At 47.2% G+C, this 25,896-nt stretch carries 24 protein-coding genes and 1 tRNA gene; 13 read left to right on the top strand and 12 right to left on the bottom strand.

The window, feature by feature from the left end; genetic code table 11:
- Nucleotides 1-30: 30 nt before the first annotated feature.
- The 5 genes from LPB140_RS02210 to LPB140_RS02230 form a co-directional block, all read right to left on the bottom strand.
- Nucleotides 31-1,554 (bottom strand): acyl-CoA synthetase, encoded by a 1,524-nt coding sequence (locus LPB140_RS02210; protein WP_072558483.1) that lies wholly within the window; start codon nucleotides 1,552-1,554, stop codon nucleotides 31-33.
- 15 nt (nucleotides 1,555-1,569) lie between these two features.
- Nucleotides 1,570-2,328, bottom strand: a complete 759-nt coding sequence (locus tag LPB140_RS02215) for a crotonase/enoyl-CoA hydratase family protein (protein ID WP_072558484.1) — start codon at nucleotides 2,326-2,328, stop codon at nucleotides 1,570-1,572.
- A gap of 29 nt (nucleotides 2,329-2,357) precedes the next feature.
- Nucleotides 2,358-3,611 (bottom strand): acyl-CoA dehydrogenase family protein, encoded by a 1,254-nt coding sequence (locus tag LPB140_RS02220; protein WP_083549843.1) that lies wholly within the window; start codon nucleotides 3,609-3,611, stop codon nucleotides 2,358-2,360.
- Nucleotides 3,612-3,713: 102 nt separating this feature from the next.
- A complete protein-coding gene (gene glpK, locus LPB140_RS02225) occupies nucleotides 3,714-5,183 on the bottom strand; it encodes a glycerol kinase GlpK (RefSeq protein WP_072558485.1) in 1,470 nt (489 codons plus the stop codon).
- A gap of 202 nt (nucleotides 5,184-5,385) precedes the next feature.
- Nucleotides 5,386-5,460, bottom strand: a tRNA-Gly gene (locus tag LPB140_RS02230).
- A 262-nt stretch (nucleotides 5,461-5,722) separates the two neighbouring features.
- Between LPB140_RS02230 and LPB140_RS02235 the strand changes: the two genes are divergently transcribed.
- Nucleotides 5,723-6,649: a tetratricopeptide repeat protein gene (locus tag LPB140_RS02235; RefSeq protein WP_072558486.1), complete on the top strand. Its 927-nt coding sequence runs from the start codon at nucleotides 5,723-5,725 to the stop codon at nucleotides 6,647-6,649.
- Nucleotides 6,646-7,299: an LON peptidase substrate-binding domain-containing protein gene (locus tag LPB140_RS02240; RefSeq protein WP_072560159.1), complete on the top strand. Its 654-nt coding sequence runs from the start codon at nucleotides 6,646-6,648 to the stop codon at nucleotides 7,297-7,299. The genes LPB140_RS02235 and LPB140_RS02240 overlap by 4 nt, the downstream gene beginning before the upstream one ends.
- Nucleotides 7,300-7,327: 28 nt before the next feature.
- Here the strand turns inward: LPB140_RS02240 and LPB140_RS02245 are convergent, their stop codons facing one another.
- The 5 genes from LPB140_RS02245 to panC all read right to left on the bottom strand — a co-directional run bounded on the left by LPB140_RS02245 (nucleotide 7,328) and on the right by panC (nucleotide 10,829).
- A complete protein-coding gene (locus tag LPB140_RS02245) occupies nucleotides 7,328-7,951 on the bottom strand; it encodes a MarC family protein (RefSeq protein ID WP_072558487.1) in 624 nt (207 codons plus the stop codon).
- The gene (locus tag LPB140_RS02250; protein WP_072558488.1) at nucleotides 7,948-8,634 is read right to left on the bottom strand and encodes a hypothetical protein; all 687 of its coding nucleotides are present in this window, start codon (nucleotides 8,632-8,634) and stop codon (nucleotides 7,948-7,950) included. Before LPB140_RS02250 ends, LPB140_RS02245 begins: the two co-directional genes overlap by 4 nt.
- Complete coding sequence (folD, locus tag LPB140_RS02255; RefSeq protein ID WP_072560161.1) at nucleotides 8,634-9,542, bottom strand: bifunctional methylenetetrahydrofolate dehydrogenase/methenyltetrahydrofolate cyclohydrolase FolD; 909 nt, start codon at nucleotides 9,540-9,542, stop codon at nucleotides 8,634-8,636. The genes LPB140_RS02250 and folD overlap by 1 nt, the downstream gene beginning before the upstream one ends.
- Before the next feature lie 47 nt (nucleotides 9,543-9,589).
- Nucleotides 9,590-9,886 (bottom strand): YggT family protein, encoded by a 297-nt coding sequence (locus tag LPB140_RS02260; protein WP_072558489.1) that lies wholly within the window; start codon nucleotides 9,884-9,886, stop codon nucleotides 9,590-9,592.
- A gap of 91 nt (nucleotides 9,887-9,977) precedes the next feature.
- On the bottom strand, nucleotides 9,978-10,829 hold the full coding sequence (gene panC, locus LPB140_RS02265; RefSeq protein ID WP_072558490.1) for a pantoate--beta-alanine ligase: 852 nt from the start codon (nucleotides 10,827-10,829) through the stop codon (nucleotides 9,978-9,980).
- 123 nt (nucleotides 10,830-10,952) lie between these two features.
- Between panC and LPB140_RS02270 the strand changes: the two genes are divergently transcribed.
- The 8 genes from LPB140_RS02270 (at nucleotide 10,953) to LPB140_RS02305 (ending at nucleotide 19,582) form a co-directional block, all read left to right on the top strand.
- Entirely contained in the window at nucleotides 10,953-11,732 is a 780-nt protein-coding gene (locus LPB140_RS02270) for a division plane positioning ATPase MipZ (protein ID WP_072558491.1), read from the top strand.
- 46 nt (nucleotides 11,733-11,778) lie between these two features.
- Complete coding sequence (locus tag LPB140_RS02275) at nucleotides 11,779-11,985, top strand: hypothetical protein (protein ID WP_072558492.1); 207 nt, start codon at nucleotides 11,779-11,781, stop codon at nucleotides 11,983-11,985.
- A gap of 83 nt (nucleotides 11,986-12,068) precedes the next feature.
- Nucleotides 12,069-13,466, top strand: a complete 1,398-nt coding sequence (pgmG, locus tag LPB140_RS02280) for a phosphoglucomutase/phosphomannomutase PgmG (RefSeq protein ID WP_072558493.1) — start codon at nucleotides 12,069-12,071, stop codon at nucleotides 13,464-13,466.
- 90 nt (nucleotides 13,467-13,556) lie between these two features.
- Nucleotides 13,557-14,234, top strand: coding sequence for a polyamine aminopropyltransferase (locus tag LPB140_RS02285; protein ID WP_072558494.1), 678 nt, complete (start codon nucleotides 13,557-13,559; stop codon nucleotides 14,232-14,234).
- Between the two features lie 39 nt (nucleotides 14,235-14,273).
- A complete protein-coding gene (locus LPB140_RS02290; protein WP_072558495.1) occupies nucleotides 14,274-16,682 on the top strand; it encodes a ligase-associated DNA damage response DEXH box helicase in 2,409 nt (802 codons plus the stop codon).
- 146 nt (nucleotides 16,683-16,828) lie between these two features.
- Nucleotides 16,829-17,851 carry a retroviral-like aspartic protease family protein gene (locus LPB140_RS02295; protein WP_198024143.1) on the top strand — a complete coding sequence of 341 codons (1,023 nt, stop codon included), beginning with the start codon at nucleotides 16,829-16,831 and terminating at the stop codon, nucleotides 17,849-17,851.
- Nucleotides 17,852-17,964: 113 nt separating this feature from the next.
- The gene (gene trhO / locus LPB140_RS02300) at nucleotides 17,965-18,915 is read left to right on the top strand and encodes an oxygen-dependent tRNA uridine(34) hydroxylase TrhO (protein WP_198024144.1); all 951 of its coding nucleotides are present in this window, start codon (nucleotides 17,965-17,967) and stop codon (nucleotides 18,913-18,915) included.
- 1 nt (nucleotide 18,916) lies between these two features.
- A complete protein-coding gene (locus LPB140_RS02305; RefSeq protein ID WP_072560166.1) occupies nucleotides 18,917-19,582 on the top strand; it encodes a glutathione S-transferase in 666 nt (221 codons plus the stop codon).
- 74 nt (nucleotides 19,583-19,656) lie between these two features.
- On the opposite strand, the gene LPB140_RS02310 is transcribed toward LPB140_RS02305, so the two are convergent.
- The gene (locus tag LPB140_RS02310; RefSeq protein ID WP_072558497.1) at nucleotides 19,657-20,328 is read right to left on the bottom strand and encodes an energy transducer TonB; all 672 of its coding nucleotides are present in this window, start codon (nucleotides 20,326-20,328) and stop codon (nucleotides 19,657-19,659) included.
- 324 nt (nucleotides 20,329-20,652) lie between these two features.
- Here LPB140_RS02310 and LPB140_RS02315 point away from each other — a divergent pair, with 324 nt between their 5' ends.
- Nucleotides 20,653-22,200, top strand: a complete 1,548-nt coding sequence (locus LPB140_RS02315; protein ID WP_072558498.1) for a hypothetical protein — start codon at nucleotides 20,653-20,655, stop codon at nucleotides 22,198-22,200.
- Nucleotides 22,201-22,257: 57 nt separating this feature from the next.
- Here LPB140_RS02315 and LPB140_RS02320 read toward each other — a convergent pair whose 3' ends face one another.
- Nucleotides 22,258-23,913, bottom strand: coding sequence for an NAD+ synthase (locus tag LPB140_RS02320; protein WP_072558499.1), 1,656 nt, complete (start codon nucleotides 23,911-23,913; stop codon nucleotides 22,258-22,260).
- Between the two features lie 173 nt (nucleotides 23,914-24,086).
- On the opposite strand from LPB140_RS02320, the gene LPB140_RS02325 reads away from it, so the two are divergent.
- Complete coding sequence (locus tag LPB140_RS02325; RefSeq protein WP_072558500.1) at nucleotides 24,087-25,022, top strand: ribose-phosphate pyrophosphokinase; 936 nt, start codon at nucleotides 24,087-24,089, stop codon at nucleotides 25,020-25,022.
- A gap of 7 nt (nucleotides 25,023-25,029) precedes the next feature.
- On the top strand, nucleotides 25,030-25,809 hold the full coding sequence (gene hisN / locus LPB140_RS02330; RefSeq protein ID WP_072560168.1) for a histidinol-phosphatase: 780 nt from the start codon (nucleotides 25,030-25,032) through the stop codon (nucleotides 25,807-25,809).
- Nucleotides 25,810-25,896 lie beyond the last annotated feature (87 nt).

Consider the following 25,896-nt stretch of genomic DNA (forward strand, 5'->3'; position numbering starts at 1 on the left):
CTTTCTTTATATAAACTTATATTATGTAATTTAGGAACGCGCCGCCCAATATTCATCCCTTAAAAGCCGTTTATATAATTTTCCGGTGGGATGGCGCGGCAATTCTGCACGATAATCAATTGATTTTGGTATTTTAACACCCGAAAGCGTTTGACGCAAAAATGCATAAACTTCAGCGGTAAATGCTTCATTTGCATCGGCCATATTCATGGGCTGGACCACCGCGACCACCTTTTCACCCAAATCATCATCGGGCGCACCAATAACCGCAGCATCGGCAATTTTGGGATGGGTGATAAGCAGATTTTCAATTTCCTGAGGATAGACATTGACCCCACCGGAAATAATCATAAATGATTTTCGGTCGGTTAAATATAAAAATCCATCTTCATCAACATATCCCACATCGCCCAATGTGGACCAGCCCTGTTGATTATGGGAATCGGCGGTTTTTTCTTTGTCATTATGATAGGTGAATTGCGGGCCGCCCTCAAAATATATATGCCCAATTTCGCCGGCGGGAAGCTCATTTCCTTCATCATCACAAATGCGGATAATGCCCAGCAATGCACGGCCAACCGATCCTTTATGTGTCATCCAATCGGCCGAATTTATATATGTAAATCCATTACCCTCTGTTCCGGCATAATATTCCATCAACACCGGCCCGAACCAATTTATCATCATTTCCTTAATCGGCATAGGGCATGGTGCGGCGGCATGAATGGCGCATTTTAACGATGACACATCATATTTTGCCCGTGTTTCGGGTGGTAATTTTGACATACGAACAAAATGAGTGGGCACCCATTGGCTGGCATTGATGTGATATTTTTGGATAAGCTCCAATGCCTTTTCCGGATCAAATTTATTCATCACCACCACCGTGCCGCCAAGCCGGTGGACGGTCATGCACCAACGAAGCGGCGCAGCATGATATAAAGGGGCGGGGGATAGGTAAATGGAATCAGCATTTAATCCAAAGACACCGCCTGCCAACATGACAAGTGCGTTTCCAGCAGCAATATTTTCATCCTCTGGCAGGGGGAAACGCACCCCCTTGGGCTTTCCGGTTGTGCCTGAACTATATAACATATCCGTGCCCGCGCGCTCATCCTTTATGGGGGTTATGGGCTGGGCCTGCATGGCGCGATGTAAATTTTCCCATCCTGATTTGTCTGCACCTAAAATATATTGATGTTCGCATTGGGAAATTTGATTTAACAATTTATCACCCAGCGACGCCCCACAAAATACCGCCTTTGCCCCGCTATCTTTCAATATATAGTTGATTTCGCTGGCGGTTAATCGGTTGCTGACCACCACGAATATAATGCCTGCTCGCTGCGCGCCCCAAACAAGGTCAAAAAATTCGGCCACATTTTCCATGCAAATGGCAATAATGTCCCCAATATTCAGCCCAATAGATCGGTATAGATGGGCGGCGCGATTGCTGCGTCGGTCAAGCTGCCCATAGGTTATAATTTCACCGCTATTGCCCATGATGATGGCAGCTTTATCGGCATTGGTTTTCGCATGAATATGGGGATGCATATTGGTATATTTCCTTTATTTACCGGTCCAATTGGGGCTGCGTTTTTCGGCAAAGGCGGCGGCGCCTTCCCTTGCGTCGGATGATGTGAAAATGGGTTTGATAATCTCTATTTGCTTATCCCACATTATATCTTCATCCCACATGCCCGATTTGGCAATTACCGATTTGGATATGCGCACGGCAAGCGGGCCATTGGCAGTAATTTTTCGTGCCAATATCATGGCGGCATCCAATGCCGCGCCATCGGTTAATTGATTGACAAGCCCCAATTCATAACCGCGCTGTGCATCAATAAATTCACCCGTCAGGGCAAGCTCCATTGCGATTTTTTGGGGGATAAGGCGGGGCAGGCGCATCAACCCACCCGCCGCTGCAACCAATCCGCGCTTTGTCTCTGGTATACCAAATTTCGCGTCTTTATTGGCGATTATCATATCGCATGCAATGGCGGTTTCAAGGCCGCCTGCTAAAGCATAGCCATCAACCGCCGCAATTAACGGTTTTTGAGGCGGCGCTTCAACAAATCCGGCAAATCCCTTGCCCTTGACCGATGGTAATTCGCCGCGCAAATATCCTTTTAAGTCCATGCCCGAACAAAATGTGCCGCCCGCGCCGGTGATAATGGCAACGCGAATGTCCGCATCATTATCCAATCGCTCCATCGCATCGGCAATTATTTCCGCCGCCGCGCGGTTCATGGCATTTTTTGCCTCTGGCCTGTTGATGGTGATGACCATGATGCCATCTTCCACCTTGACTAATGTGTCTGCCATATATGTTTCTCCGTTTAATAATTTATATCTTACCGCCCCTTGGGAAGGCCAAGGACATGTTCCGCCACAATATTACGCTGTATTTCCGATGTTCCCCCGCCAATGGTGGCCGAAAAACTGTTTAAATAGCTGCGATGCCAATAACCATTATCGGCAGCATTTGGTTCATCGACATAATATCCCGCCCTGCTGCCTAGGAAATTTAACGAAAATTCGGTTAATTCACGGATTAACTCGGTCCGGCCCAATTTGTTAAGCAGGGCCAAACCCATGGGGCGATCCATATTTAATGGCGCCATTCGGCGGCGTTGATTATTTAAATTTAATGCTTGAATATCGATTATATGTTCGACCAATTTGTCGCATATAATGGGATCGTCCAACACGGGACGTCCGCCGCGCCGCGCCGTTTTGGCCATATCGACCACGGACATGACGTCCATTTCTTTGACAAAATATCCGCCCACAGGCTTTACCTTTGCTCCGCGTTCATATTCCAATGTTTTCATGGCCATTGACCAGCCCTGGCCCTCTTCGCCCATGATGCCGTTGGCCGGAATACGCGCATCGGTAAAGAAACATTGCACAAAGCCATATTCACCGGTTAATTTTTTAATGCGGCGGGTTTCCACGCCGGGAATTTTCATTGGGGCAAGGAAGAATGACAATCCGGCATATTTGCTGGGTCCATCATTTGATGTGCGGGCAAGCAATATCATTTGATCCGCACGGTCGCCAAGCGATGTCCAGATTTTCGACCCGTTGATAATATAGTCATCGCCATCGCGCACCGCCTTTGTCTGTGCACTGCCAAGGTCGCTGCCATGTTCGGGTTCGGAAAATCCCTGACACCAAATTTCTTCGGCGGCCAACATGGGTTTAATGAACCGGCGTTTCATCGCCTCATCCCCCATATCCAAAATTAACGGTCCGGCCCAACCATTGCCAATGGCGTTTATCATGATGGGCGCGTCATATTTACGCATGATGCGCGTGGCGATTCGTTGATATTCGTCATGCATTCCGCCGCCGCCATATATTGCGGGCCAGCTCATGCCCAAATATCCCGCCTCATATACTTTGCGCTGCCAATTGCGCAGGAAATCAAATTGTTGATCGGTGCTGACCTCCATAAAGGTAAGCGGCAACATAAAACCAGGTTCGTTGACGGTATTTTCCCGAAACCATGCGTCGCATTGCTGGGTAAAATCGTCAATTTCGCTTTTGCTGGGGCCAGAGGCACCTGCGGCATAGGCGGATTCCGGGCGTTGATTTTCTGCCATTCTCAATCTCCTCACAATATTAATTGAACGATTAAGAATATATTGCAAGAATTTTTAAGCAGCTTTTTCCATCAAACGCATCTTTGCCTTTATATTTACCGCCTATTTCATTGCCAATGCCACGGCCTTGGTCCATCCATCCAGACGGTTTTGGCGGCTTTGTTCGGTCATATTGGGGGTGAATTGGTGAATTTTGCCGCGCATAATGGCCGCTTCGTTCAGGTTTTGATATAAATTCGCGCCCACCGCCGCCAACATGGCCGCGCCCAATGCGGTTGTTTCAATAAAATAGGGGCGTTCCACGCCAATGTTCAAAATATCGGCTAAATCCTGTGCCATCCAATCATTGGAAACCATGCCGCCATCAATGCGTAATTCGCCCCAATCACATCCATCGGCGGCATAGGCAGTTTTCAAATCATGCGCCTGATGCGCCATTGCCTCCAACCCGGCGCGCACAATATGCGCCTTTGTTGCGGCAAAACTTAATCCTGATATTATGCCGCGCGCATGGGGGTTCCAATATGGTGCGCCCAATCCGGAAAGGGCGGGGACCAAAAACACGCCGCCATTGTCGGGCACGCTTTTGGCCAATGCCTCGCTATCCCCCGCATGGGCGATAATTTGCATATCATCGCGCATCCATTGCATTAATGATCCAGCAACGAAAACCGACCCTTCCAACGCATAATGACGCTCTCCATTTAATTGCCATGCAATGGTGGATAGCAATTTATTGTCCGAATATGGCCGTTCCGTTCCGCTTTGGGTTAAGATGAATGCCCCCGTGCCAAATGTGGCCTTTGTCTGTCCCTTGGCCAAACATCCCTGTCCAATGGTGGCAGCCTGTTGATCTCCCGCCATGCCGCAAATGGGGATGGCGCCACCGAAAATATCGGGCAAACTATGGCCCAATTGACCGGCACAATCGCTAATTTCAGGCAAAATATGTTGCGGCACATTAAATATATTTAATAAATCATCATCCCATCCGCCATTTTGGCCAATGGACATTAATGCGGTGCGCGATGCGTTGCTGGCGTCGGTGATGTGCAATCCGCCGGTTAATCGATATGTTAAATAGCTTTCAACCGTGCCAACCGCCAAATTTTCGCCCAATTGTTTTAATTGTGGCCAATTTTCCAATGCCCAGCCAATTTTACTTCCGCTAAAATATGGGTCAAGCAACAGGCCGCTTTTTTCCTGCACCATTTTTTCATGGCCCGCATCTTTTAATGTGGCGCAAATATCGGCGGTTCGGCGGTCCTGCCACACAATGGCGGGGGCAACGGGTTTTCCAGTGCGCCTGTCCCAAAAAATAATTGTTTCGCGTTGGTTGGTGATGGCAATGGCAATAATATGTTGTGCGCCGCCCGCTTTATTCACCATTTGGGTGGCACAGGACAGGCTATGCTGCCAAATTTCCTCTGCATCATGTTCCACCAAACCGGGGGCGGGATAATGTTGGGTTAAGGGTTTTTGCGCGCTGGCAATCATTTCACCCATGGGGGAAAATAATATTGCGCGGGTAGAGGTTGTGCCCTCATCAATTACTAAAATATATTGGCTCACTTACTATCCTCTCCATTACCCAATATGTGAATTTGGATTTATGTGGCGTTTTTTTCACGCGCCTGCAATCCATTTATGATGATGATAATATCAATGGGCCGCGCGGCGATATATTGGGGATGCGGGGCGGGGATATAATAATCTTTGATAAGTGAATTATGATGAGAAATTTAGAGGAAAACTTGTCATTAAACAAGAAAACTGGAGCGGGCGAAGGGATTCGAACCCTCGACCCCAACCTTGGCAAGGTTGTGCTCTACCCCTGAGCTACGCCCGCTCTGGCGGATGTGATTCTGTTCCTTCACATCGGGTGAAGGGGCAGTTAGCACCGGATTCATAACCCTGCAAGCCCTTAAAGTGACTTTTTATAAAAACTTTTTATTTTTTATCGAAAAGCTTCCATAAACTTGGTTTTTTGAAAATAGTTCCTACTTAATAACCAATCATAATTTATATAAAAATAGCGGTCTTTATATCCATGACATATATAGTTATAGCGTCAAAGCAGCCCTATTTAGCATTTTGAACGGAGAGATATTTTGGCAAGCCAGGCGTTAACAACCGAAGAGCAAAAGGCCGTGGACAATTTTCGCAACAATGTGGTTGCGCCGTCAATGGAAAAATTGGTCATCCTTGATTTTTGGGCCGAATGGTGCGGACCATGTAAGCAATTAATCCCTGTTTTGGAAAAAGTAGCGGCGGATTATGCCGATAAGGGTGTTGTCTTGGTCAAGGTGAATGTGGACGAGGATGGATTTATCGCATCGCAATTTCAGGTGCGCTCCATTCCCACCGTTTATGCCATGTATCAAGGGCAGCCAGTGGCCGATTTAACCCAGGCCCGAACGGAGGCGCAATTATCCGCCATGTTGGACCAATTATTGGAGAAATATTCTATTCAGGGCGGGGCGGATGCCCATAAATTGGATATTGGCGCATTGACTGAGCAGGCGGAGGCCGCTCTATCGGCGGGGGACGCCATGACGGCATATCAAATATCGGCCGAAATATTGGGTGAGGAGCGGGAAAATCCAGACGCAATTGGGCTGTTATTGCGCGCTATGGTTGCGCAAGAAGAAGTGGACAAGGCGGCGGAAATGTTATCTGCTTTGCCCGATGATTTGGCCAAGCATCCCGCCATTGCAAAGGCAGGTTCGGCAATTGAAATGGCAAAAAATAAGGTTGACCCAACTGAATTAAACGCGCTGCGTGGCGCGGTATTGGATAAGCCAGAGGATCAGGAGGCGAAGTTAAATTTGGCCACAGCCTTAATGGCGTCAGGATTAACCAATGGCACGCAAAGAGACGAAGCGGCGGATATTTTATTATCCATGATAGCGACAGATAGAGAATGGCAGGACGGTATAGCGCGTAAAAAATTACTGGAATGTTTTGAAATTATTGGCTTGGAGGATGAATGGGTTGCCCATCGCCGCCGCGCATTATCGGCGATATTATTTGGATGACCCATATTAAGCTTCCCATATTTCCATTATCAGGGGTGATATTATTTCCCTCTATGCAAATTCCGTTGCATATTTTTGAACCACGATATCGTGATATGGTGGGCCAAGCATTGGCAAAGGACAGGTTAATCGGTTTAATTCAACCACAGGAAATTACCGTTGATCAGCATAGCAAGGCCGACGCCCATGGCAAAAAACAGCCCCAATTATTCACCATTGGTACGGTGGGCCGCATTGCCGATGTAGAGGCGATGGAGGATGGCCGATATAATATTGTGTTGGAAGGGGTGCAGCGTTTTACTGTGGTAAAGGAATTGGACGTCACCACCGCATTTCGCCAAATAGAGGCGGCATTGTGGAGCGAAAAAGAAGCCAGTGAATTATTATCATTGGGCGAACGTGCCGCATTGGAGATGGAGGGACGCAAATTCGCCGAAGCTCAAGGTTATAAGGTGGATTGGGAATCGGTTATTAAATTGGATGATCACACATTGGTCAACGCCATTGCCCAAATTGCGCCATTTGACATGGCGGCGAAACAGGCATTGTTGGAAGTGGACGGCATGGCCAAAAGATGCGAATTATTGGTTCAATTAATGCAATTTTACGGGCGGCATGATGGCGATGAGAAAATCGTCACCCTGCAATAAAGATAAAAGGATAGAGTAGTTTATCACTCTATCCCATAAAACTTTCCCTGATTCCATCGACCACAATTTGCGCTGCCAATGCGGCCAATAACACACCCAATATGCGGGTGATAACAGCCTCTATTTTTGCACCCATTAACCGCATCAACGGTCCAGCGGCCAATAAAGCCAATAATGTGATGATGAGGACAAGCCCCATTGCACCAAAAATCACCAATGAAGCCTGCAGCCCCTGATTTTTACTCATCAACAACATCAATGTCGCAATTGAACCAGGTCCGGCAATCATCGGCATGGCCATGGGAAAGACGGAGACATCCTCCACCTCTGGCGTTTCGATTATTTCCTGTGCCCGTGCCTCGCGCCGTTCGGTGCGTTTTTCAAACACCATTTCCAATGCAATTAAGAACAGCATGATACCGCCGGCAATGCGAAAAGCATCTAAGCTAATCCCCAAGGCGCGGAGCAAATCTTCGCCAAAAAGGCCAAAAACAACCAAGATAATGGTTGCCACAATAACCGCGCGAATGGCCATTGATTTGCGCTGTGCTGCGCTTGCATCGGTGGTGATGCTGGCATAAATGGGGGCGCAGCCTGGCGGGTCGATTATCACAAAAAATGTGATGAACGCCGAAAGGAAAAGCTCCATCATTTTTTGTCTGCCCTTATATTATCCATCAAAATATTTTCCCAGCTTTCGCCATTCCATATATTCGCAATTAAAATATGCGATTTGTCGGGGTTAAATTGCCAAATCCAGCTTAATGTTTGGTCGCGTGACAACCCCTGTTTCATTTCGACACCCTCGGCAGGGGCATTTATCATCACAGGTGGTTTTTCGGCGCATTTTGCGATTTTAGTTTGTAATAATTCGGGCGCGGGGCGCGGCGTGTCCAATGGGGCGCTGTGCGTTAATGTCCAATACCATTGACCATTGCCGGGGCTTCGTTCCTTATATTGCCAAATGGTCGAATAATAACCATGTTTTTCACCCCATTGAATCGCGCCCGTGGTGACCGCGCTGCGTCCATCGCATGACATGAAAATTTGATGCGGTTGCCATTTTACATTTTGCGGGCCTTTGCCCATTTCGGATAAATATTTTTTTGCATTTACCGGTTCGGGAATGAATAAAATTGCGTCATCATCGGCGTCTTTTTTTAATGCCGCCCATGCGCCATCCTCTTTTGCTCTGCGGCTTTGCGCAATATCCAATGCCAAAACGCCGCTGGGGTTCACGCTGAAAATTGGGGCGCGTTGCCCCCCATTATGCGCATTTGGCCCTGCACAAGCGGCAAGGGCCAATGATAAGGCGGCGATGGTGAATATGCGCATTATATATCCTTTGGCTGGGTTAATCCGGCCCGGCGATAGGCCGCAACCAAGCAATTTCGCAATAAACAGGCAATGGTCATTGGCCCAACCCCGCCCGGAACGGGGGTGATGGCACGTGATAATGGCGCGGCCTCGGCAAAGTCAACATCACCCACCAAACGGCCCTTTGCCTCGCCATCGGCGGGGGCAAGGCGGTTAATCCCCACATCAATGACAACAGCGCCGGGTTTTAACCAGCTGCCCTTTACCATTTCGGCGCGGCCAACGGCGGCGACAACAATATCGGCGCGGCGCACCACATTTTCCAAATCGCGGGTGCGGCTATGTGCCAAAGTCACGGTGCAATTTTCATTTAACAATAATTGCGCCATGGGTTTGCCGACAATATTGGATCGGCCAATAATCACCGCCTCTTGCCCCGATAAATCACCCATGCGATCTTTTAATAACATCAGGCAACCCAATGGGGTGCAGGGGACAAGTGCATCCTCGCCCACTGCCAATTTACCTGCATTGACAACATGAAAACCATCTACATCCTTTTCGGGATTTATCGCGGCAATAACCGCCTTATCATCCATTCCACCAGGCAAGGGGAGCTGCACCAATATGCCGTCGACATTTTCATCTGCGTTTAATTTTTGGACCAAATCAATTAACTGATTTTGGGTGGCCGTGGCGGGCAGGCGATGTTCGAAACTTTGCATTCCCGCCGCGATTGTCGCCTTATGCTTTGATGCGACATAAACATTGCTGGCCGGATCATCGCCCACTAATATAACCGCCAAACCGGGCGCGCGGCCCGTGGCGGATGTGAATGCGGGCACATGGCTGGCCACTTTTTCACGCAAAATTGCAGCAAAAGCCTTCCCATCAATAATTATGCTATCAATAATAGCGCCGCCCATATTATTATTTTGATTCAAATTACTCATAATCACCCTATTTGGGCGATTTATATGCCGCCCGTTGAAGTCGCAACACCGATTAGCAACATTTGAACTGCTTTCATACCAAAGATAAGCACAATGGGTGATAAATCAATCATCCCCGTATCGGGCAGGATTTTTCTTATGGGTTGTAATACAGGGTCCAATATGGCGTTTAACGCATGATATAGGCCGCGAACAAATTCATTGGATTGGCTGATAACATTAAATGCCAATAACAGGCTGATGACCATTTGCACAATGATGATAAAAACCACCAAATCGACAAGCATGCCAATAATTCCAACAATCGCTAATAGCATAAAATCTTCCCATATTTATTTAATCATCATAATCTAAACAAGATTAGATACTGTATCAACCCAATAATACAGCATGTCGATGGTTAAACGATTAAACGCCAATATTGTCGATTAACCGCGTTTTGCCCATGAAGGCGGCGGCGATAATCCGCATGGGCGCATCTTGTTTTATATTCAGATGATGAAGCGTCATGGCGTCAATGACGCTGATATAATCGATAGCACCAAAGCCAGAGGATTTTACAGATAATTTCGCTTTTTCAATTGCTTTAGCAATATTTGCACCTGATAATATATCCGTCCTTAATTGTTGCAATGCGGCATATAATGCCGGGGCATTGGCGCGTTCATCCTTTGATAAATATGTATTGCGGGATGATAATGCCAATCCATCGGCATCGCGCACCGTTGGCACGCCGATAATTTCAATGTTGAAATCCAAATCAATCGCCATTCGCCTTATGACGGCCAATTGTTGAAAATCCTTTTCCCCGAACAGCGCGATATTGGGCTGCACCTGATTAAATAATTTGGCAACAATTAAGGCCACGCCATCAAAATGGCCGGGCCGTGCGGCGCCATCATGCTCATCGGACAGGCCGGTCATTTTAACACGCGTGGCCCAACCTTTTCGATATACTTCCTCCACCCTTGGCGCCCATAAAATATCAACTCCTTCCTTTTTTAACAGGGCGATGTCATTGTCCCTTGGGCGGGGATAGGCGTCTAAATCCTCATTTGGTCCAAATTGAGTTGGGTTAACAAAAATTGACACAGCAACATTTTGGGCCATTTTTTTTGCCTCTCGCACCAATGTTAAATGCCCCTCATGCAATGCGCCCATGGTGGGGACTAAAGCCAGTTTCGGCAGGGCCAATTTATTATCCGGCTCTAAATCACCAACCGCGCTGCGTAATAAATCCAATGTCTCGACAATCTGCATTATATCGTCCTATTTTGTGTCAATTTCAATTTGTTGGCGATTTAATAGCATATCCCCAATTGCTGCAAGCATCTTCCTGCGCTAATGCCGCATCATAAAATGTAACAGGGGTAAATTTATATCATGGCCAATAATATCGGCGGCGCACATAAAATCATTTTTGCCAATGAAAAGGGCGGGACAGGTAAATCAACCACGGCGGTGCATGTTGCGGTGGCGCTGGCTTATCAAGGGGCAAAGGTTTTTTGTATCGACCTTGATGCGCGACAGGCGACTTTGGGCCGATATTTGGAAAATCGTGGGGAAACAATTAAACGGCGCGAGATTGATCTGCCCATTCCTGATTTTGCGGTCTTTGGTTCAACTGATGAGGGGGAATTGCAAAAATTAATCGATGAAAAAACGCCCTTATATGATTTTATCTTAATCGACACGCCGGGGCGCGATGATCCATTGGCGCGAATGGTGGCAACACAGGCGCATAGTTTGGTCACGCCGATGAACGATAGTTTTGTTGATTTTGACCTTATCGGCCAAGTGGATGCCGAGAATTTCAAGGTTAAAAGATTAAGTTTTTATGCCGAAATGATTTTTGAAGCGCGCAAAAAACGGGCATTAAGCGACGGGGTCACCATTGATTGGGTGGTGCTGCGTAACCGTTTGACCAGCGTGGATGCCCGCAACCAACATCGCATGTCCGGCGCGATAAGTGAATTGTCCAAAAGGGTCGGCTTTCGGAGCATTTCCGGGCTTAATGAGCGGGTGATTTACCGTGAATTATTTCCATCTGGCCTGACTTTATTGGATAAGGGGCATTTGGGCCAATTGGGCACTACCCATATTATTGCGCGGCAGGAGTTGCGCGAATTGGTTTCGGGGCTTAATCTGAAAAAAATGGCATAGGTCGCCACATAATCAGGCCAAAGCCATCATTAAATGGAACTAAAACATGCCTATCATTGCGATTATTATCCTTATATCCATATTATTGGGCGTATATTTTGGATATATTCGTAAAGAACAAATTGCGCCCATTATATTGGGATTGTTCAGCATCTTGCTCTTATTAAAAGGCATGTGGATATTGGGTTTACCGGCCGCTTTAATCGCACCATATTGGTTTCATAAAAACAGCCTAAAAAAACTTGATAATTAACCGTTTATTCCCTTGGTATGGAATTGTTAAGCATATTGCACTAATTCCCCTATAAATTTCAAGAGAAGAGGCGGATTTTAATCATGACCCATGATTTTCACCCAAGTTCATTAAGAGAATATGATATAAGAGGCATAGTTGGCGAGACGTTGGGCGAGGAAGATGCCTATGCCATTGGCCGAGGATTTGCCACTTTGCTGCGCCGTGAAAAGGGCAAGGATAGCAAGGTTTGTGTTGCAGTGGGATATGATGGCCGGCACAGCTCCCCCATGTTGGAGGCCGCGTTGATACAAGGAATTAACGATGCGGGCGCCGATGCAAAATCGGTCGGCCTTGGCCCTACGCCCATGTTATATTATGCTGAGGCAATATTTGATGATGTCGATGGCGGCATTCAAATAACCGGCAGCCATAATCCCGCCAATTATAATGGTTTCAAAATGGTTTTCATGGGCCGACCCTTTTTTGGTGAGGATATCCAATTATTGGGGGCAATGGCCGCGCAGGGTGCGTGGGACGATGGCACGGGCAGTGTTGAGCGTGTCGATATGATGGATCAATATGTCGCGCGGATTGCCGATGCGGCCCCGACCAGAGGATACCGCATCGGCTGGGATGCCGGAAATGGCGCAGCCGGACCGGTTATTGAAAAATTGATTAAGCTTATTCCAGGGGAACATCATACTCTTTTCACCAATATTGACGGGGATTTTCCAAATCATCATCCCGATCCGACTGAGGAAAAAAATCTGGCCGATTTAAAGGCGCTTGTCGCGGCGAAAAATCTCGACTTTGGATTAGCTTTTGATGGCGATGGCGACCGTATTGGCGCAATTGATGGCGAGGGCCGTGTTATTTGGGGTGATCAATTGCTGCAAATTTTTGCCGCCGATATGTTGGCAGAACGGCCGGGTGCGGCGGTCATCGCCGATGTTAAGGCATCACAGGCATTATTTGACCGGGTCAGCGATCTTGGCGGAATTCCTATTATGTGGAAAACAGGGCATAGCTTGATTAAATCCAAAATGAAGCAAATTTCTTCACCACTTGCCGGAGAGATGAGCGGCCATATCTTTTTTGCCGATCATTATTATGGATTTGACGATGCATTATATGCCGCGGTCCGTTTGATGCGTGCGGCGCATAATTTGGGCAAGGATGTCACCAAATTGCGCGGCGAGATGAAGGAAATGATTAACACGCCAGAAATGCGGTTTCAGGTGGATGAAACCCGCAAATTTGCGGTGATTGATGAGGTTCTGGCACGATTATCCGCCGATGGCGCAGATGTGAATAATACAGATGGTGCGCGGGTTAATACGCCCGATGGTTGGTGGTTGCTTCGCGCATCCAATACGCAAGATGTGCTGGTCGCGCGGGCCGAAGCGTCCAGCGAGGAAGGATTGGTGCGATTATTGGCACAAATTGACGATCAATTGGCGCAAAGCGGGTTGCAACGCGGCGAAACTGTGGGGCATTAACTGATTTTTGATGAACAGCATGTGCTGACAATGGGGTGGGTTGATGCTATGGCGGCATTTAACACACCCCATTTTATTTAAGGCCGCCTTATGATTCCCCGCATTTTAATTGATACAGCAAATATCCCCGGCGGGGATGAGCTTCGTTTATTTCAGCGCGGCGATGATTTTATGATTGTGCTGGACCGCAATGAATTGATGAGCAGCCGGATGAACGGGTCGGAAATTGCGCTGGCCGAAATGACGATAGAGCGGCTTGCCATCAATAATCCCAAAATTTTAATTGGCGGCTATGGCATGGGATTTACCCTGCGCGCTGCATTGGCCAAATTGGGCAGCGATGCCAAAATACGTGTGGCCGAGCTTGTCCCGCAAATTATTAAATGGGCAAAAGGGCCAATGGCGCATATCACCAATGGATGTTTGGATGATCCCCGTGTTGAGCTGTCCATGGGGGATGTCGGCAATATTATTGACGATGCGCCATTTGATGGCCGCAAATATGATGCCATTTTATTGGATGTGGATAATGGCCCGGATGGTTTAACAAGACAGGAAAATGACGGGCTTTATTCCAAAACTGGCCTGAACGCCGCGCATTTGGCACTGAACGAAGGGGGGATTTTGGCCATATGGTCGGCCGCACCGGACCCTGTGTTCAAACGCCGTTTGGAACGGGCGCATTTTGATGTGGATGAAGTGCGGGTCACCGCGCGCACCAATGGCAAGGGTGCGAAACATGTTATTTGGTTCGCCCATAAAAAATAGCTCCCTTTCACATTTAACTGCGCGGCCTATATTGGCGGGGTGAACAAATATATTTTCCCCCCGATTATCAACCAATGGTTTGGACAGCGCGGATGGCGCATAAGGCGGCATCAATATGAAATGGCAAAGGCGGCTGAACAGGGTCAACATGCTTTATTGGTCGCATCAACAGGGGCGGGCAAAACGCTTGCCGGATTTTTGCCAACTTTAGCTGATTTAATCGACACGCCTTTTGATGGATTGCATAGCATTTATGTGTCGCCATTAAAGGCATTGGCGGTGGATGTGGAACGTAATTTGTTGCACCCCATCAATGAAATGGGATTGGACATATATGTTGAAACCCGCACGGGCGACACGTCATCCGCGCGAAAGGCACGGCAAAGGGTCAAGCCGCCGCATATATTGCTGACCACGCCGGAATCGCTATCTTTGCTTTTATCCTATCCCGAAAGCGTGGATATGTTGTGCGATGTGCGCCGGATTATCATTGATGAGGTGCATGCCTTTGCCAATTCAAAACGCGGCGATTTATTGGCGCTTTCGCTGGCAAGGTTAAGCCAAATTGCCCCCAAATGTCAGCGAGTGGCCCTTTCCGCGACAATAGAAAATCCGGTTCAATATCAACAATGGCTGTCCCCCAATGCACGGGCAGACGACGTCATGTTGGTGCAGGGGGAAAGCGCCGCCGCGCCGCAATTGTCGATTATGTTGCCTGAAAATGAAATGCCATGGGCGGGGCATAGCGGCAATTATGCCGTGCCACAAATATTGAGGGAAATTGAACAAAATAATACCAGTTTAATATTTTGTAACACGCGTTTTTTGGCGGAATTTACCTTTCAGAAATTATGGGAGCATAATGATAAAAATTTGCCCATTGGCCTGCATCATGGGTCATTGTCTTTTGAGGCAAGGCAAAAGGTGGAGGGCGCAATGGCACAAGGTAAATTGCGCGCGCTGGTTTGCACATCCAGCCTAGATTTAGGGGTGGATTGGGGCGATGTTGATTGTGTTATCCAAATGGGCGCACCAAAGGGCAGCAGTCGATTATTGCAGAGAATAGGTCGATCAAACCACCGGATGGATGAACCATCACGCGCCATATTGGTGCCGGGCAATCGTTTTGAATATTTGGAAACATTGGCGGCATTTGATGCGGTGAATGAAGGGGTGCAGGATAGCGAGGAATTTCGGCCCGGCGGGTTGGATGTATTGGCGCAATTTATTTTAGGATTGGCCAGCGCCGGCCCATTTGATGAGAAGCAGGCACATCAAATGGTGTGCACGGCCATGCCATATCGCAATATTGATGCCGAACAATTTTCCAATGTGCTGCAATATGTGGCGACGGGGGGCTATGCGTTACGGGCATATGATAAATATTGTAAATTGGTTCAGCAGGATGGGCTTTGGCGGTTGTCCCATCCCAAATATGCAGCGACATATCGGTTAAATGCCGGAACAATTGTTGATTTGCCAATGCTAAATGTGCGGTTCAAAAATGGCCGTTCATTGGGCAAGGTGGAGGAAAATTTTGCCGCCGCGCTTTGCCCTGGTGATTGCTTTGTTTTTGCTGGATTGGCGTTGGAGGTTATTTCGATAAAGGATTTGGATTTATTGGTAAGGGCCGCGACAAGGGCTGCATCAATACCTAGTTACATGGGCGCACGCCTGCCGCTGACTACCCATTTGGCGGCGCGGGTGCGCGAAATGTTGGTTGATAGCAATGGCTGGTCAAGACTTCCTGATGATGTGCGGCTATGGCTGAAAATGCAGGGACAGCGCAGCAAATTGCCACAGCCCGATGAGTTATTGGTGGAAAATTTTCCGTTAAATAATCTTCATTATTTGGCAATTTACCCCTTTGAAGGGTGGAATGCGCATCAATCATTGGGGATGTTATTGACCCGCCGGATGGAAAATATGGGATATATGCCCATGGGGTTTTTGGCCAATGATTATGCTTTGCTTATTTGGTCGGTGCGCCATGTGGACGATGTAAAGCCTTTATTTTCACCTGATATTTTGGATGAGGAATTTACCGATTGGATTGAAAATAGCTATTTATTAAAACGTGCCTTTCGCGAGGTTGCGGTGATAAGCGGCCTTGTGGAGCGGCAACATCCTGGCAAAAGAAAAAGCGGGCGGCAGGTGACATTTTCGACCGATTTAATTTATGATGTGCTGAAAAAATATGAACCCGATCATTTATTGATGCAGGCCGCATGGGCAGATGCGCGGTTAAGGATGACCGATATTGGTCGATTGGGTGATTTAATGGACCGCGCCGCCAACATATTGGTGCAGGTGGATTTGGATAGGATCAGCCCACTTGCCGTGCCATTATTGGCAATGATTGGCCGCGAAAATGTGATGCAAAAAAATACCGAAGATACGTTATTGATTGAATCTCAATCGCTTGGTGACATTGCCATGATGCCATAGGTGCTTTTATCTGTGCTATTTGGGAATGATGTATTTTAGTATATACTATATGCGGAGAGGTAAGGAGCATGTATAAATATATTAAAAGCATATATAGAATAAGCGCAGTGGGGATGTTTATCATGCCTGCAATTTTATCCGCGCACATGACAGATAATATAGTTAAGCGGGATGTAATTGTGCAAAATAATGCACCCGATAGGCCGACATCGCCGATAAATTGTTTGGAACATTTGTTTGACCGCAAGGTTGCGGACCAATGCGCATTGGAGGAATTTTCCAATGAAAGCCTGAAACAGGCATTTTCGTTGGATAAAAGCAACCGAATGACGGTGCAGGTCAAAATAAATGAACAAGGCCCTTTTCCCTTCATTGTTGATACAGGTTCAGAACGCACCGTTATTGCCAAGGAATTGGGCAAGGCATTGTCATTGGAAGATGGGCCACAATTAACTTTGGCTACGGTGACGGGCCGTGAAGATGTGGCCAGTTTTATGTTGGATGATATTAGCACGGATAGCATTTCAGTGTCGGGGATAGAGGCGCCCGCGCTATTGGCGCGAAATTTGGGCGCGTCCGGCCTATTAGGGATTGATAGTTTAGAAGATCATAGCATTTTGATGGATTTTAAAACCAATGAGATGTTTGTGCGGCCATCCTTGGTAAAATCGCGCAATAAATCATCCATTGATGGGGCGATTGTGGTGACCGCGCGGCGCAAGGCGGGACGGTTAATTTTAAGCGATGCCAAAATTGGCGATTTGCGGGTTAATTTAATCATTGATACTGGCGCACAAATGAGCATTGGGAACAGCGCTTTGTTTAAACGCCTGTCGCGCGGGCATCGTAAAATGGAATATTTACCGGTGGCTGTGAACAGCGTGACCGGCGATCAATTGATCGGCAATATTGGCAAATTAAAATCAATCAATATTGGACGGTTGGAGATTCAGGATTTGCCTATATTTTTTGCCGAAAGCTATATTTTTCAAGCATTGGGTTTGGAAAATAAACCCACCATATTATTGGGCATGGATGCGCTTCGTATTTTTGATCAGGTGGAGGTGGATTTCCCCAATCGCAGCATCGCATTTGGCATAAAAAAGGGCGCGTTATTTGATATGAACCGCCAAATGGCCTATTTGGACACGAAACCACAATATAAATAGAACGAATATAAATAGACCCATAAAAGCGATAATAAAGGCCGCAATGTTAAGGCGGTGAAATATGGCGCACGCATAATATTGAGTATTTTGCCACAACAGACTAAACAGCGACTATGTCACATATTGATTCATCTATGCCGGCCTATATTGTGGCCGCTTTATATCATTTCGCTCCCTTGCCCGATTTCGCGCAGCGCCAACCAGCTTTGTTGAAATTATGTAAAGAAAATGGCATTTGCGGTACATTATTATTGGCCGATGAAGGGGTGAATGGCACGATTGCGGGGACAAGGCAGGGATTGGATATTATTTTGGCCGAACTGCGCAGTTGGGCCGGATTTGAAAATTTAACCGCGAAATTTTCAACCGCCGATGAAAAGCCATTTTTTCGGATGAAGGTCAGGTTGAAAAAAGAAATTGTCACCATGGGTGTGCCGGGAATTGATGGGGCGCATGATAAGGGCCAATATGTAACACCCGAAAATTGGGATGCGTTAATTTCGGCGCAGGACACCATTTTAATAGACACGCGCAATGATTATGAGGTTGCCATTGGCACTTTTAAGGGCGCAATAAACCCCAAAACCGAAACCTTTCGCGAATTTCCCAAATGGTTTGATGAATTGGCAAAGGATATTGATGAAGGCGGACCAAAGCCCAAAATTGCCATGTTTTGCACCGGCGGGATAAGGTGTGAAAAGGCCACCGCCTATGTTAAGGCACAGGGATATGATGAAGTATATCATCTACAGGGCGGGATATTAAAATATTTAGAAGAAGTGCCCCAAGAAAAAAGCAGTTATGAAGGGGATTGCTTTGTTTTTGATGCACGGGTCGCGGTCGGCCATGGTTTGGCCCAATCCGATTATGTGCAATGCCATGCCTGTCGTATGCCCCTGTCTCCGACAGAGGTGCAGTCGGATAAATATGTTGAGGGGATAAGCTGCCCCCATTGTTTTGATAAACGCGATGAAATGCGCCGCGCAAGATATGAGGAACGCCAACATCAAATGCAATTGGCCAAAATGCGCGGCATGACCCATTTGGGCGATGCCGAAGGATGAAATGACGGATTTATCGACCCCAATTTTATATAGTTTTCGCCGCTGCCCCTATGCCATGCGCGCGCGAATGGGTATTTGGGCATCGGGGATGCAGGTAGAGCTGCGGGAAGTCGCGCTGCGCAACAAACCCGATGAAATGATCGCTATTTCACCAAAGGCAACCGTGCCAGTGCTTTGTAAAAGCAGGGATTTTATCCTTGAGGAAAGCCTTGACGTCATGAAATGGGCGCTGAGTGAAAATGACCCGATGGGGTGGCGCAGGGGCGCGGATAGCGCGAAAATTGATGGGCTTATCGCGCAATGTGATGGACCGTTTAAGCATCATTTGGACCGATATAAATATGCGGTGCGATATGTGGATGTTGATGCAGAGGAATTTTCGATGATGCACCGCGCAAGGGCATGTGAAATTTTGGCCAATTGGAATGAAATATTGTCGGCGCATCCTTTCTTGCTAGGTGATAAAGAAAGCATGGCCGATATTGCGATTTTTCCCTTTGTCCGTCAATTTGCCCATGCGGATAAGGTGTGGTTCGATGCACAGCCATGGCCTGCCTTGCAAAAATGGTTGGCGCAATATTTGGATGGTGATTTATTCGCGGCCATTATGACCAAATATACGCCATGGAAAATGGGCGATGCGCCTATATATTTTGGCCAATTTTGATATATAATTTGTATATATGGGGCGCGGCAAGAATAACCTGCCCCATATAATATAGATGCTTAAAAATATGGCGGTTAATTAAGGATAAAATTGACCGGCAGGATCATCCATTCCTCTACGATTATATCACCGCGCCGTGCCGGAATAAACCGCCATGATTTTAATGCTTGCTCCCTTGCCGCACGGCCAAATTCAACATGGGTAGCCGACACAATATTGGCAATTTTTACACGGCCATCTGTGCCAATTAACACGCTTATGGTGGCCGAACCCTCAATCCCCAACCGGATAAGGCGGCCGGGATATTCGGGTTGAAAGCGGCTAGCATATTTGGGGTCACGCCGCGCCGAAATTAACGGCAAGGGAATGTCGGCAGGTTTTATTATGGTTTCGGTTGGTTTTATGGGCGCCGAACCATCAATGACACCGCCTGTGGGCAAGGGTTGGGCAGTCGGCTTTTCGGGCGTTGTTGTGACGTCATTATCATTTTTGGGCGCGGGATTTATCGGTTTTTGTATATAAATGGGGTCGGCCTTTGCGGGCTTTTCCTTTGAAAAATCCTCCACGGGCGGTGGCGGCTGGTCCGGTTTATTTTCAACATTTATAACGGTGGTGCGCGGTTCTTTTTTGATGAAATATACGGCCGATGGTATTAAAATGGCGGCGGCGATTATCGCGCCATTTATACCAAGGGCAAGGCCCATCGCTTTGAAATTTGTTCCATTATTATATGTTGCATAGCTCATATTCTCTCTCCTTTTGTGATTAGGAGTGACGCCAAGCCATCATCAAATAATATTTCTCTTAGTTATGAATAATGCTTTGCCTGCTCTCCTAATATAAATATGTTATAACATTACATAGATTTTGTCAAATATCGGATTTATGTGACATTAGCAGCTTTTGAATAGGATGGTTGCTTTGGTGAAGGCGGCAATTGGGCCAAGGGCATGCAGATATTGTGATGCATTGCGAGAAAAAATGACAATATTTGTCATAATGTTGGCGTTGACTTTGGCGGGATAAAATGACGTTATATAGATGAATGGGTGTTGATATGGGGAATGAAGATGCGCGCGATTTTAAGCATTTTGGGCGGTGGATTGTTGATTTTATCATCCCTTGCCTATGGCGGGGGGTCATTAAGCGCTGGCGTGGATCAAAATAATCAAAACCAACAAACATCGGGCAATAGTGCAAAAGACAATAAACCAAAGGGCAATGATGCATTGTTCAACAAAATATCAGCTGCGCTTGATACTGTTTTTGTCCCGCTGGAAAATGGATTTAAGAATAGCAAAACCTGTCCCATAGAAAAATCGGATTGGGTGAAGGCATTTAATCATAATAGTTTGTCCCTTGTTTTTCAAAAATCAAAAACAGTAGGGCATAGCCTGAACAGCGCGATGATATTAACATGGTATTATAGCGGTCCAGAAGCGATAATAGAGGCTGATGACTTTAATAATTATGCCTTTGCCGATTGTTTTCGTGCCAATGATATTTGCGGTTTACCAAAGGATAATGGGATGGCAAAGGCGCTGTCCCGGCCATGGGGCCCCAATAAAGGGGATATAAAAAAAATCCGTAAATATTTTGCCCAAAAGCCGCCTGCATCTGCCATTGCCTATGCTTCAACAGGGCTTGGCCAATGTTTTGGCGATGATCCCGCGCAACCCAGCATGGAACAATTGGGATTTGTGGAGGCAAAATTAGACAGCAAGGATTGCACAGATTTAACGAATTTAACCACCAATTATAGCCCATGGTATAGATATTTTAAGCCAGAAAAAGGCTGTTTATCGGGCAAATATGTTCCCTCAATCGGTTTATCGCGATTGAAAGAGAAAAAAGAAGCTGATTACCGCTTTGCCAATCGATCCATTGAGGAGAGAACTGCAGGGTTAAATGGATGTCAAATTGCCTATTCGCTTGTCTTTAATGGAATAAATGGCCAAAGCGTGGGCCGGATTCCGGATGAGGCAATTTCATGGGCATTGGATTATGAAAAGGCCGTCTTTGCCAAACAATTCTGCCCCATCATGCCCAAAGCATTGAGCGATTGGGTGTTGAAACAGCCATTGGATAAATTTGAACCAGCCCAAGACCCCTTTGTCGCCTTTGTCAAAAATAAACCCAGAAATGGAAATTGGGTGCATTATGTTACAACGGTCATGCAATATTATGAAAACAGCAATGACCCACAGATAAAATTGCCCGACAGCCAATGTTATGATTTTTACCTATGGTTAAATGGATATTGGACGGCCAATCCATTTGAACAAAATGAACAAAGACGGTTTTTAATGAATATGGCAGTCGAAATTTCAATGATACATAGCAAGGCTACGGAATATGTCGCCGTTTGTCAGCGTGTGCCGCGCAGTTTCGGGATGCAGCATTTGGCGGCGCGAAAATATGAACAAGCCAAAAGGATTGAGCAAGAGCGGCTATATAAAGAGGCAGAGGATCGCCGCAGGCAGGCCGAAATAGAATATAATTCGGCGCGAAACCGGCAGCCATCGGTTTTATGGAATAATAAACCATCGGAACAAAGATGTTATAACACCGGAACAACGCAATCTGGTTTAACCGTGATGCGATGTTTTGGGGGATAATCATCGGCTTAAAAGCTTATCAGCGTATCTCCTATTCCTATTAACCCCTTTATCATTTCACCCGCTGCGATAGGCATTGGTGATGGGGTAACGGCGATCGCGGCCAAAATTGCGGCTGCCCAATTTCACTCCAATGGGTGCTTGGCGGCGTTTATATTCGGCAATGTAAAGCAGGCGTTCAATCCGTGTCACCACCGCGCGGTCATGACCCTCTGCACAAATATCTTCCACCGATAATTCTTTTTCAATCAACCCATATAAAATGGCGTCCAATTGTTCATAGGGGGGCAGGGAGTCGCTATCTTTTTGATCAGGGCGCAGCTCTGCACTGGGCGGCTTGGTGATAATATTTTGGGGGATAACCTGTCCCGCCTTGCCCAAACCCATTTTTGGCATATTTTTATTGCGCCATTCGGCCAGCGCAAAGACAGTCATTTTATAGGCGTCTTTTAACGGATTATAACCGCCAGACATATCGCCATATATGGTGGCATAGCCCACGCTCATCTCACTTTTATTGCCGGTGGTCAGCAACATATGGCCAAATTTATTGGATAAAGCCATTAAGGTGACACAGCGAATACGCGATTGCACATTTTCCTCGGTTATATCGACTTGTTTATCGGCAAAGCTGTCCGATAGCATGCTGTCAAACGCCTCCACGGCGGGGTTAATGGGCATGACGTCATGACGACAGCCAATCATATCGGCGCACTGCGCTGCATCATCTAGGCTGCTTTGGCTGGTATAACGGCTGGGCAACATTACGCACCAAACACGTTCTGGTCCAAGAGCATCGGCGGCGATTGCCGCACATAATGCGCTGTCTATACCGCCCGACATACCCAAAACGACACCGGGAAAATGGTTGGTATCAACATAATCACGCAGACCAATGACCATCGCATTATAAATATCGGCGGGATGGTCATCCCATGATGACAAAATGGGCGAGGTGTCGGTGCACACTGCCTTGCCATCTTGTAACTGCCAATCGGTGATAATCATTTCTTCTTCCCAATCGGGCATACGGTGCGTAATTTTTCCGTTGGAATTGAGGATGAATGAACAGCCGTCAAAGACCAGCTCATCCTGTCCCCCCACACGGTTTAGGAAAATTAACGGCAGGCCGGTTTCGGCAACGCGCGCGGCAAACACCTCCTGTGCGCGGCGATCATCCTTGTCAATTTCATAGGGGCTGCCATTAACCGAAAGCAGTAATTGAGCGCCCTGTTCCGCCAAATGGGCACAAACAGGTTGCAGCCATCCATCCTCACAAATGGGCAGGCCGATTTTAAAGCCCATAAACTCTATTGGTTCAGGCAATGGGCCCGCCGCAAATAGGCGCTTTTCATCAAATGTGCCATAATTGGGTAATTCTCGCTTATATCTTATCGCCTGAACCTTGCCATCATGTAATAAGGCAACACCATTATATAATGCGTCATTTTCGGCAAAAATACTGCCCACCAACATGGCCGGGCCATGATCTTTTGTGGCCTTGGCCAATTTGCCGAGTTGCGCCGCCGTATCGCGAATAAAGGCGGGTTTTAAAACCAAATCTTCTGGCGGATATCCGATAAGCTGTAATTCGGGAAAGATGATAAGATCGGCATTTTGCTTTGCGGCCTGTTCCCGCCATTGCAACATCGCGTCGGCATTGCCCGTTAAATTGCCGACAAGCTGGTTAATTTGCGCAATTGCAATCCGCATTATTTTAATTCCTTTATCATGCCAAAATATATCATGGCGCTTAAATGGCCTTATCATGTAATTGATGACAAATTATCTAAGTGCAAGGGCGTTGTTAAATTTGAATCGCGGCGCTATGGACATCAAATTATATTTGTTATTCACTATATCAAAATATCATCAGGGGAATTTTCATGAAAATTATGTCGGGAAACAGCAATCTTCCGCTTGCCCGCGCGGTTGCCAGCTATTTGGAATTACCATTAACAGATGCCAGTGTGCGCCGATTTGCCGATGATGAGATTTTTGTTGAAATTCATGAAAATGTGCGCGGAGAGGATGTTTTTGTCATTCAACCGACCAATCATCCTGCCAATGATAATTTAATGGAATTGCTTATCATGATTGATGCGCTGCGCCGTGCATCGGCAAAGCGGATTACTGCGGTTGTGCCCTATTTCGGCTATGCCCGTCAGGATAGAAAGCCCGGGCCAAGGACACCGATTTCCGCCAAATTGGTGGCCAACTTAATTACTGAAGCGGGGGCAGACCGCGTTTTATGCGTTGATTTACATGCCGGACAGATTCAGGGCTTTTTCGATATTCCAACCGATAATTTATATGGCGCACCGGTGATGAGCGCGGATATAAATTCGCGTTTTGGCGATCATGAATTGATGGTCGTGTCCCCCGATGTCGGCGGCGTGGTTCGCGCCCGTGCATTGGCCAAAAGATTGAATAATGCGCCTTTGGCAATTGTTGATAAACGCCGCGAAAAACCAGGCGAAAGCGAAGTGATGAACATTATTGGCGATGTGTCGGGCCGTTTTTGTATCTTAATTGACGATATTGTCGATTCGGGCGGCACATTATGTAATGCGGCCGATGCCCTGCGCGCCAATGGTGCAACCGAAGTGGTGGCATATTGCACCCATGGTGTTTTGTCCGGCGCGGCGGCAGATCGGATTTCCAAATCCAGCTTAAAAGAATTGGTGATTACTGATTCCATTCAGGCAACCGACGAAGTGGCCGCAGCGCATAATATTCGCCATTTGCCTATCGCGCCTTTATTGGGTGAGGCGATCCGCCGCATTGCCGATGAAAGCAGTGTTTCCAGCCTGTTTGATTGATATTATCATGACCCCATCTGATATTATTTTTGCCAACCGATTGGCAGATGCGGCAGGCGATGCCATTCGGCCATTTTTCCGCAGCGATTTCGCGCATGAGGCAAAGGGCGATGCATCCCCCGTGACCGAGGCGGACCGCGCGGCAGAGGCGGCGATTCGCGCAATTATTGATACCGAATTTCCCAATGATGCAATTATTGGCGAGGAATTTGGCGAAAAATCCGGAAGTTCGGGCCGCACTTGGGTGCTTGATCCCATTGACGGCACGGTCAGTTTTATGGCGGGGCGGCCCACCTTTGGCACGTTAATCGCCTTGTTGCAGGATGGGTGGCCGGTTTTGGGTGTGATTGACCAATGCATATCGGGTGAGCGATGGGTTGGTGTGTCGGGCAAGGGGACAACATTAAACGGATTGCCCGTTAAAACCCGCATTTGCGGTGAGTTAAAGGACGCCACCTTGGCCTCTACTGGGCCGCAATATTTTGATAATCATAGCGCGGAGCATTTTATGGCGCTGGCGGGTAAAACATCGCATAAACATATGATGTGGGGCGGTGATTGTTATAATTATGCGCTTTTGGCCAGCGGGCATATTGATATTGTGGTGGAAAGCGGGTTGAAATTGCATGATATTGCGGCGCTTGTCCCCATAGTGGAGGGCGCGGGCGGCATGATGTGCGATTGGAAGGGTGAGCCTTTGCACGCGGCGTCACAGGGTGATGTTATTGCCCTTGGCGATCCGGCACGTTTGGACGATGTGTTGGAGGCGCTGGCCTGCGGCCATTAAGCGGTGCTTAAAATAAAGCAGTGCATTTAGGCGCGAATCGCTTGCATTTGCCGCGAATCTAGATATAGACGCGCATTCCGAATAGAT

The sequence above is a fragment of the Sphingorhabdus lutea genome, assembly GCF_001889025.1.
In the GTDB taxonomy this organism is placed as follows: domain Bacteria; phylum Pseudomonadota; class Alphaproteobacteria; order Sphingomonadales; family Sphingomonadaceae; genus Sphingorhabdus_B; species Sphingorhabdus_B lutea.

Bases quoted from the DNA above. Each gene is read 5' to 3' on its own strand.
- LPB140_RS02320 (WP_072558499.1), bottom strand. From the start codon at position 23,913: ATGCGGATTGCAATTGCGCAAATTAACCAGCTTGTCGGCAATTTAACG.
- LPB140_RS02240 (WP_072560159.1), top strand. From the start codon at position 6,646: ATGACCCATATTAAGCTTCCCATATTTCCATTATCAGGGGTGATATTA.
- LPB140_RS02210 (WP_072558483.1), bottom strand. From the start codon at position 1,554: ATGCATCCCCATATTCATGCGAAAACCAATGCCGATAAAGCTGCCATC.
- LPB140_RS02285 (WP_072558494.1), top strand. From the start codon at position 13,557: ATGATTCCCCGCATTTTAATTGATACAGCAAATATCCCCGGCGGGGAT.
- LPB140_RS02260 (WP_072558489.1), bottom strand. From the start codon at position 9,886: ATGCTATTAGCGATTGTTGGAATTATTGGCATGCTTGTCGATTTGGTG.
- LPB140_RS02325 (WP_072558500.1), top strand. From the start codon at position 24,087: ATGAAAATTATGTCGGGAAACAGCAATCTTCCGCTTGCCCGCGCGGTT.
- LPB140_RS02250 (WP_072558488.1), bottom strand. From the start codon at position 8,634: ATGCGCATATTCACCATCGCCGCCTTATCATTGGCCCTTGCCGCTTGT.
- LPB140_RS02215 (WP_072558484.1), bottom strand. From the start codon at position 2,328: ATGGCAGACACATTAGTCAAGGTGGAAGATGGCATCATGGTCATCACC.
- folD (WP_072560161.1), bottom strand. From the start codon at position 9,542: ATGGGCGGCGCTATTATTGATAGCATAATTATTGATGGGAAGGCTTTT.
- LPB140_RS02270 (WP_072558491.1), top strand. From the start codon at position 10,953: ATGGCCAATAATATCGGCGGCGCACATAAAATCATTTTTGCCAATGAA.
- LPB140_RS02315 (WP_072558498.1), top strand. From the start codon at position 20,653: ATGCGCGCGATTTTAAGCATTTTGGGCGGTGGATTGTTGATTTTATCA.
- LPB140_RS02305 (WP_072560166.1), top strand. From the start codon at position 18,917: ATGACGGATTTATCGACCCCAATTTTATATAGTTTTCGCCGCTGCCCC.
- LPB140_RS02245 (WP_072558487.1), bottom strand. From the start codon at position 7,951: ATGATGGAGCTTTTCCTTTCGGCGTTCATCACATTTTTTGTGATAATC.
- LPB140_RS02220 (WP_083549843.1), bottom strand. From the start codon at position 3,611: ATGGCAGAAAATCAACGCCCGGAATCCGCCTATGCCGCAGGTGCCTCT.
- panC (WP_072558490.1), bottom strand. From the start codon at position 10,829: ATGCAGATTGTCGAGACATTGGATTTATTACGCAGCGCGGTTGGTGAT.
- trhO (WP_198024144.1), top strand. From the start codon at position 17,965: ATGTCACATATTGATTCATCTATGCCGGCCTATATTGTGGCCGCTTTA.
- LPB140_RS02295 (WP_198024143.1), top strand. From the start codon at position 16,829: ATGACAGATAATATAGTTAAGCGGGATGTAATTGTGCAAAATAATGCA.
- LPB140_RS02275 (WP_072558492.1), top strand. From the start codon at position 11,779: ATGCCTATCATTGCGATTATTATCCTTATATCCATATTATTGGGCGTA.
- LPB140_RS02310 (WP_072558497.1), bottom strand. From the start codon at position 20,328: ATGAGCTATGCAACATATAATAATGGAACAAATTTCAAAGCGATGGGC.
- hisN (WP_072560168.1), top strand. From the start codon at position 25,030: ATGACCCCATCTGATATTATTTTTGCCAACCGATTGGCAGATGCGGCA.
- pgmG (WP_072558493.1), top strand. From the start codon at position 12,069: ATGACCCATGATTTTCACCCAAGTTCATTAAGAGAATATGATATAAGA.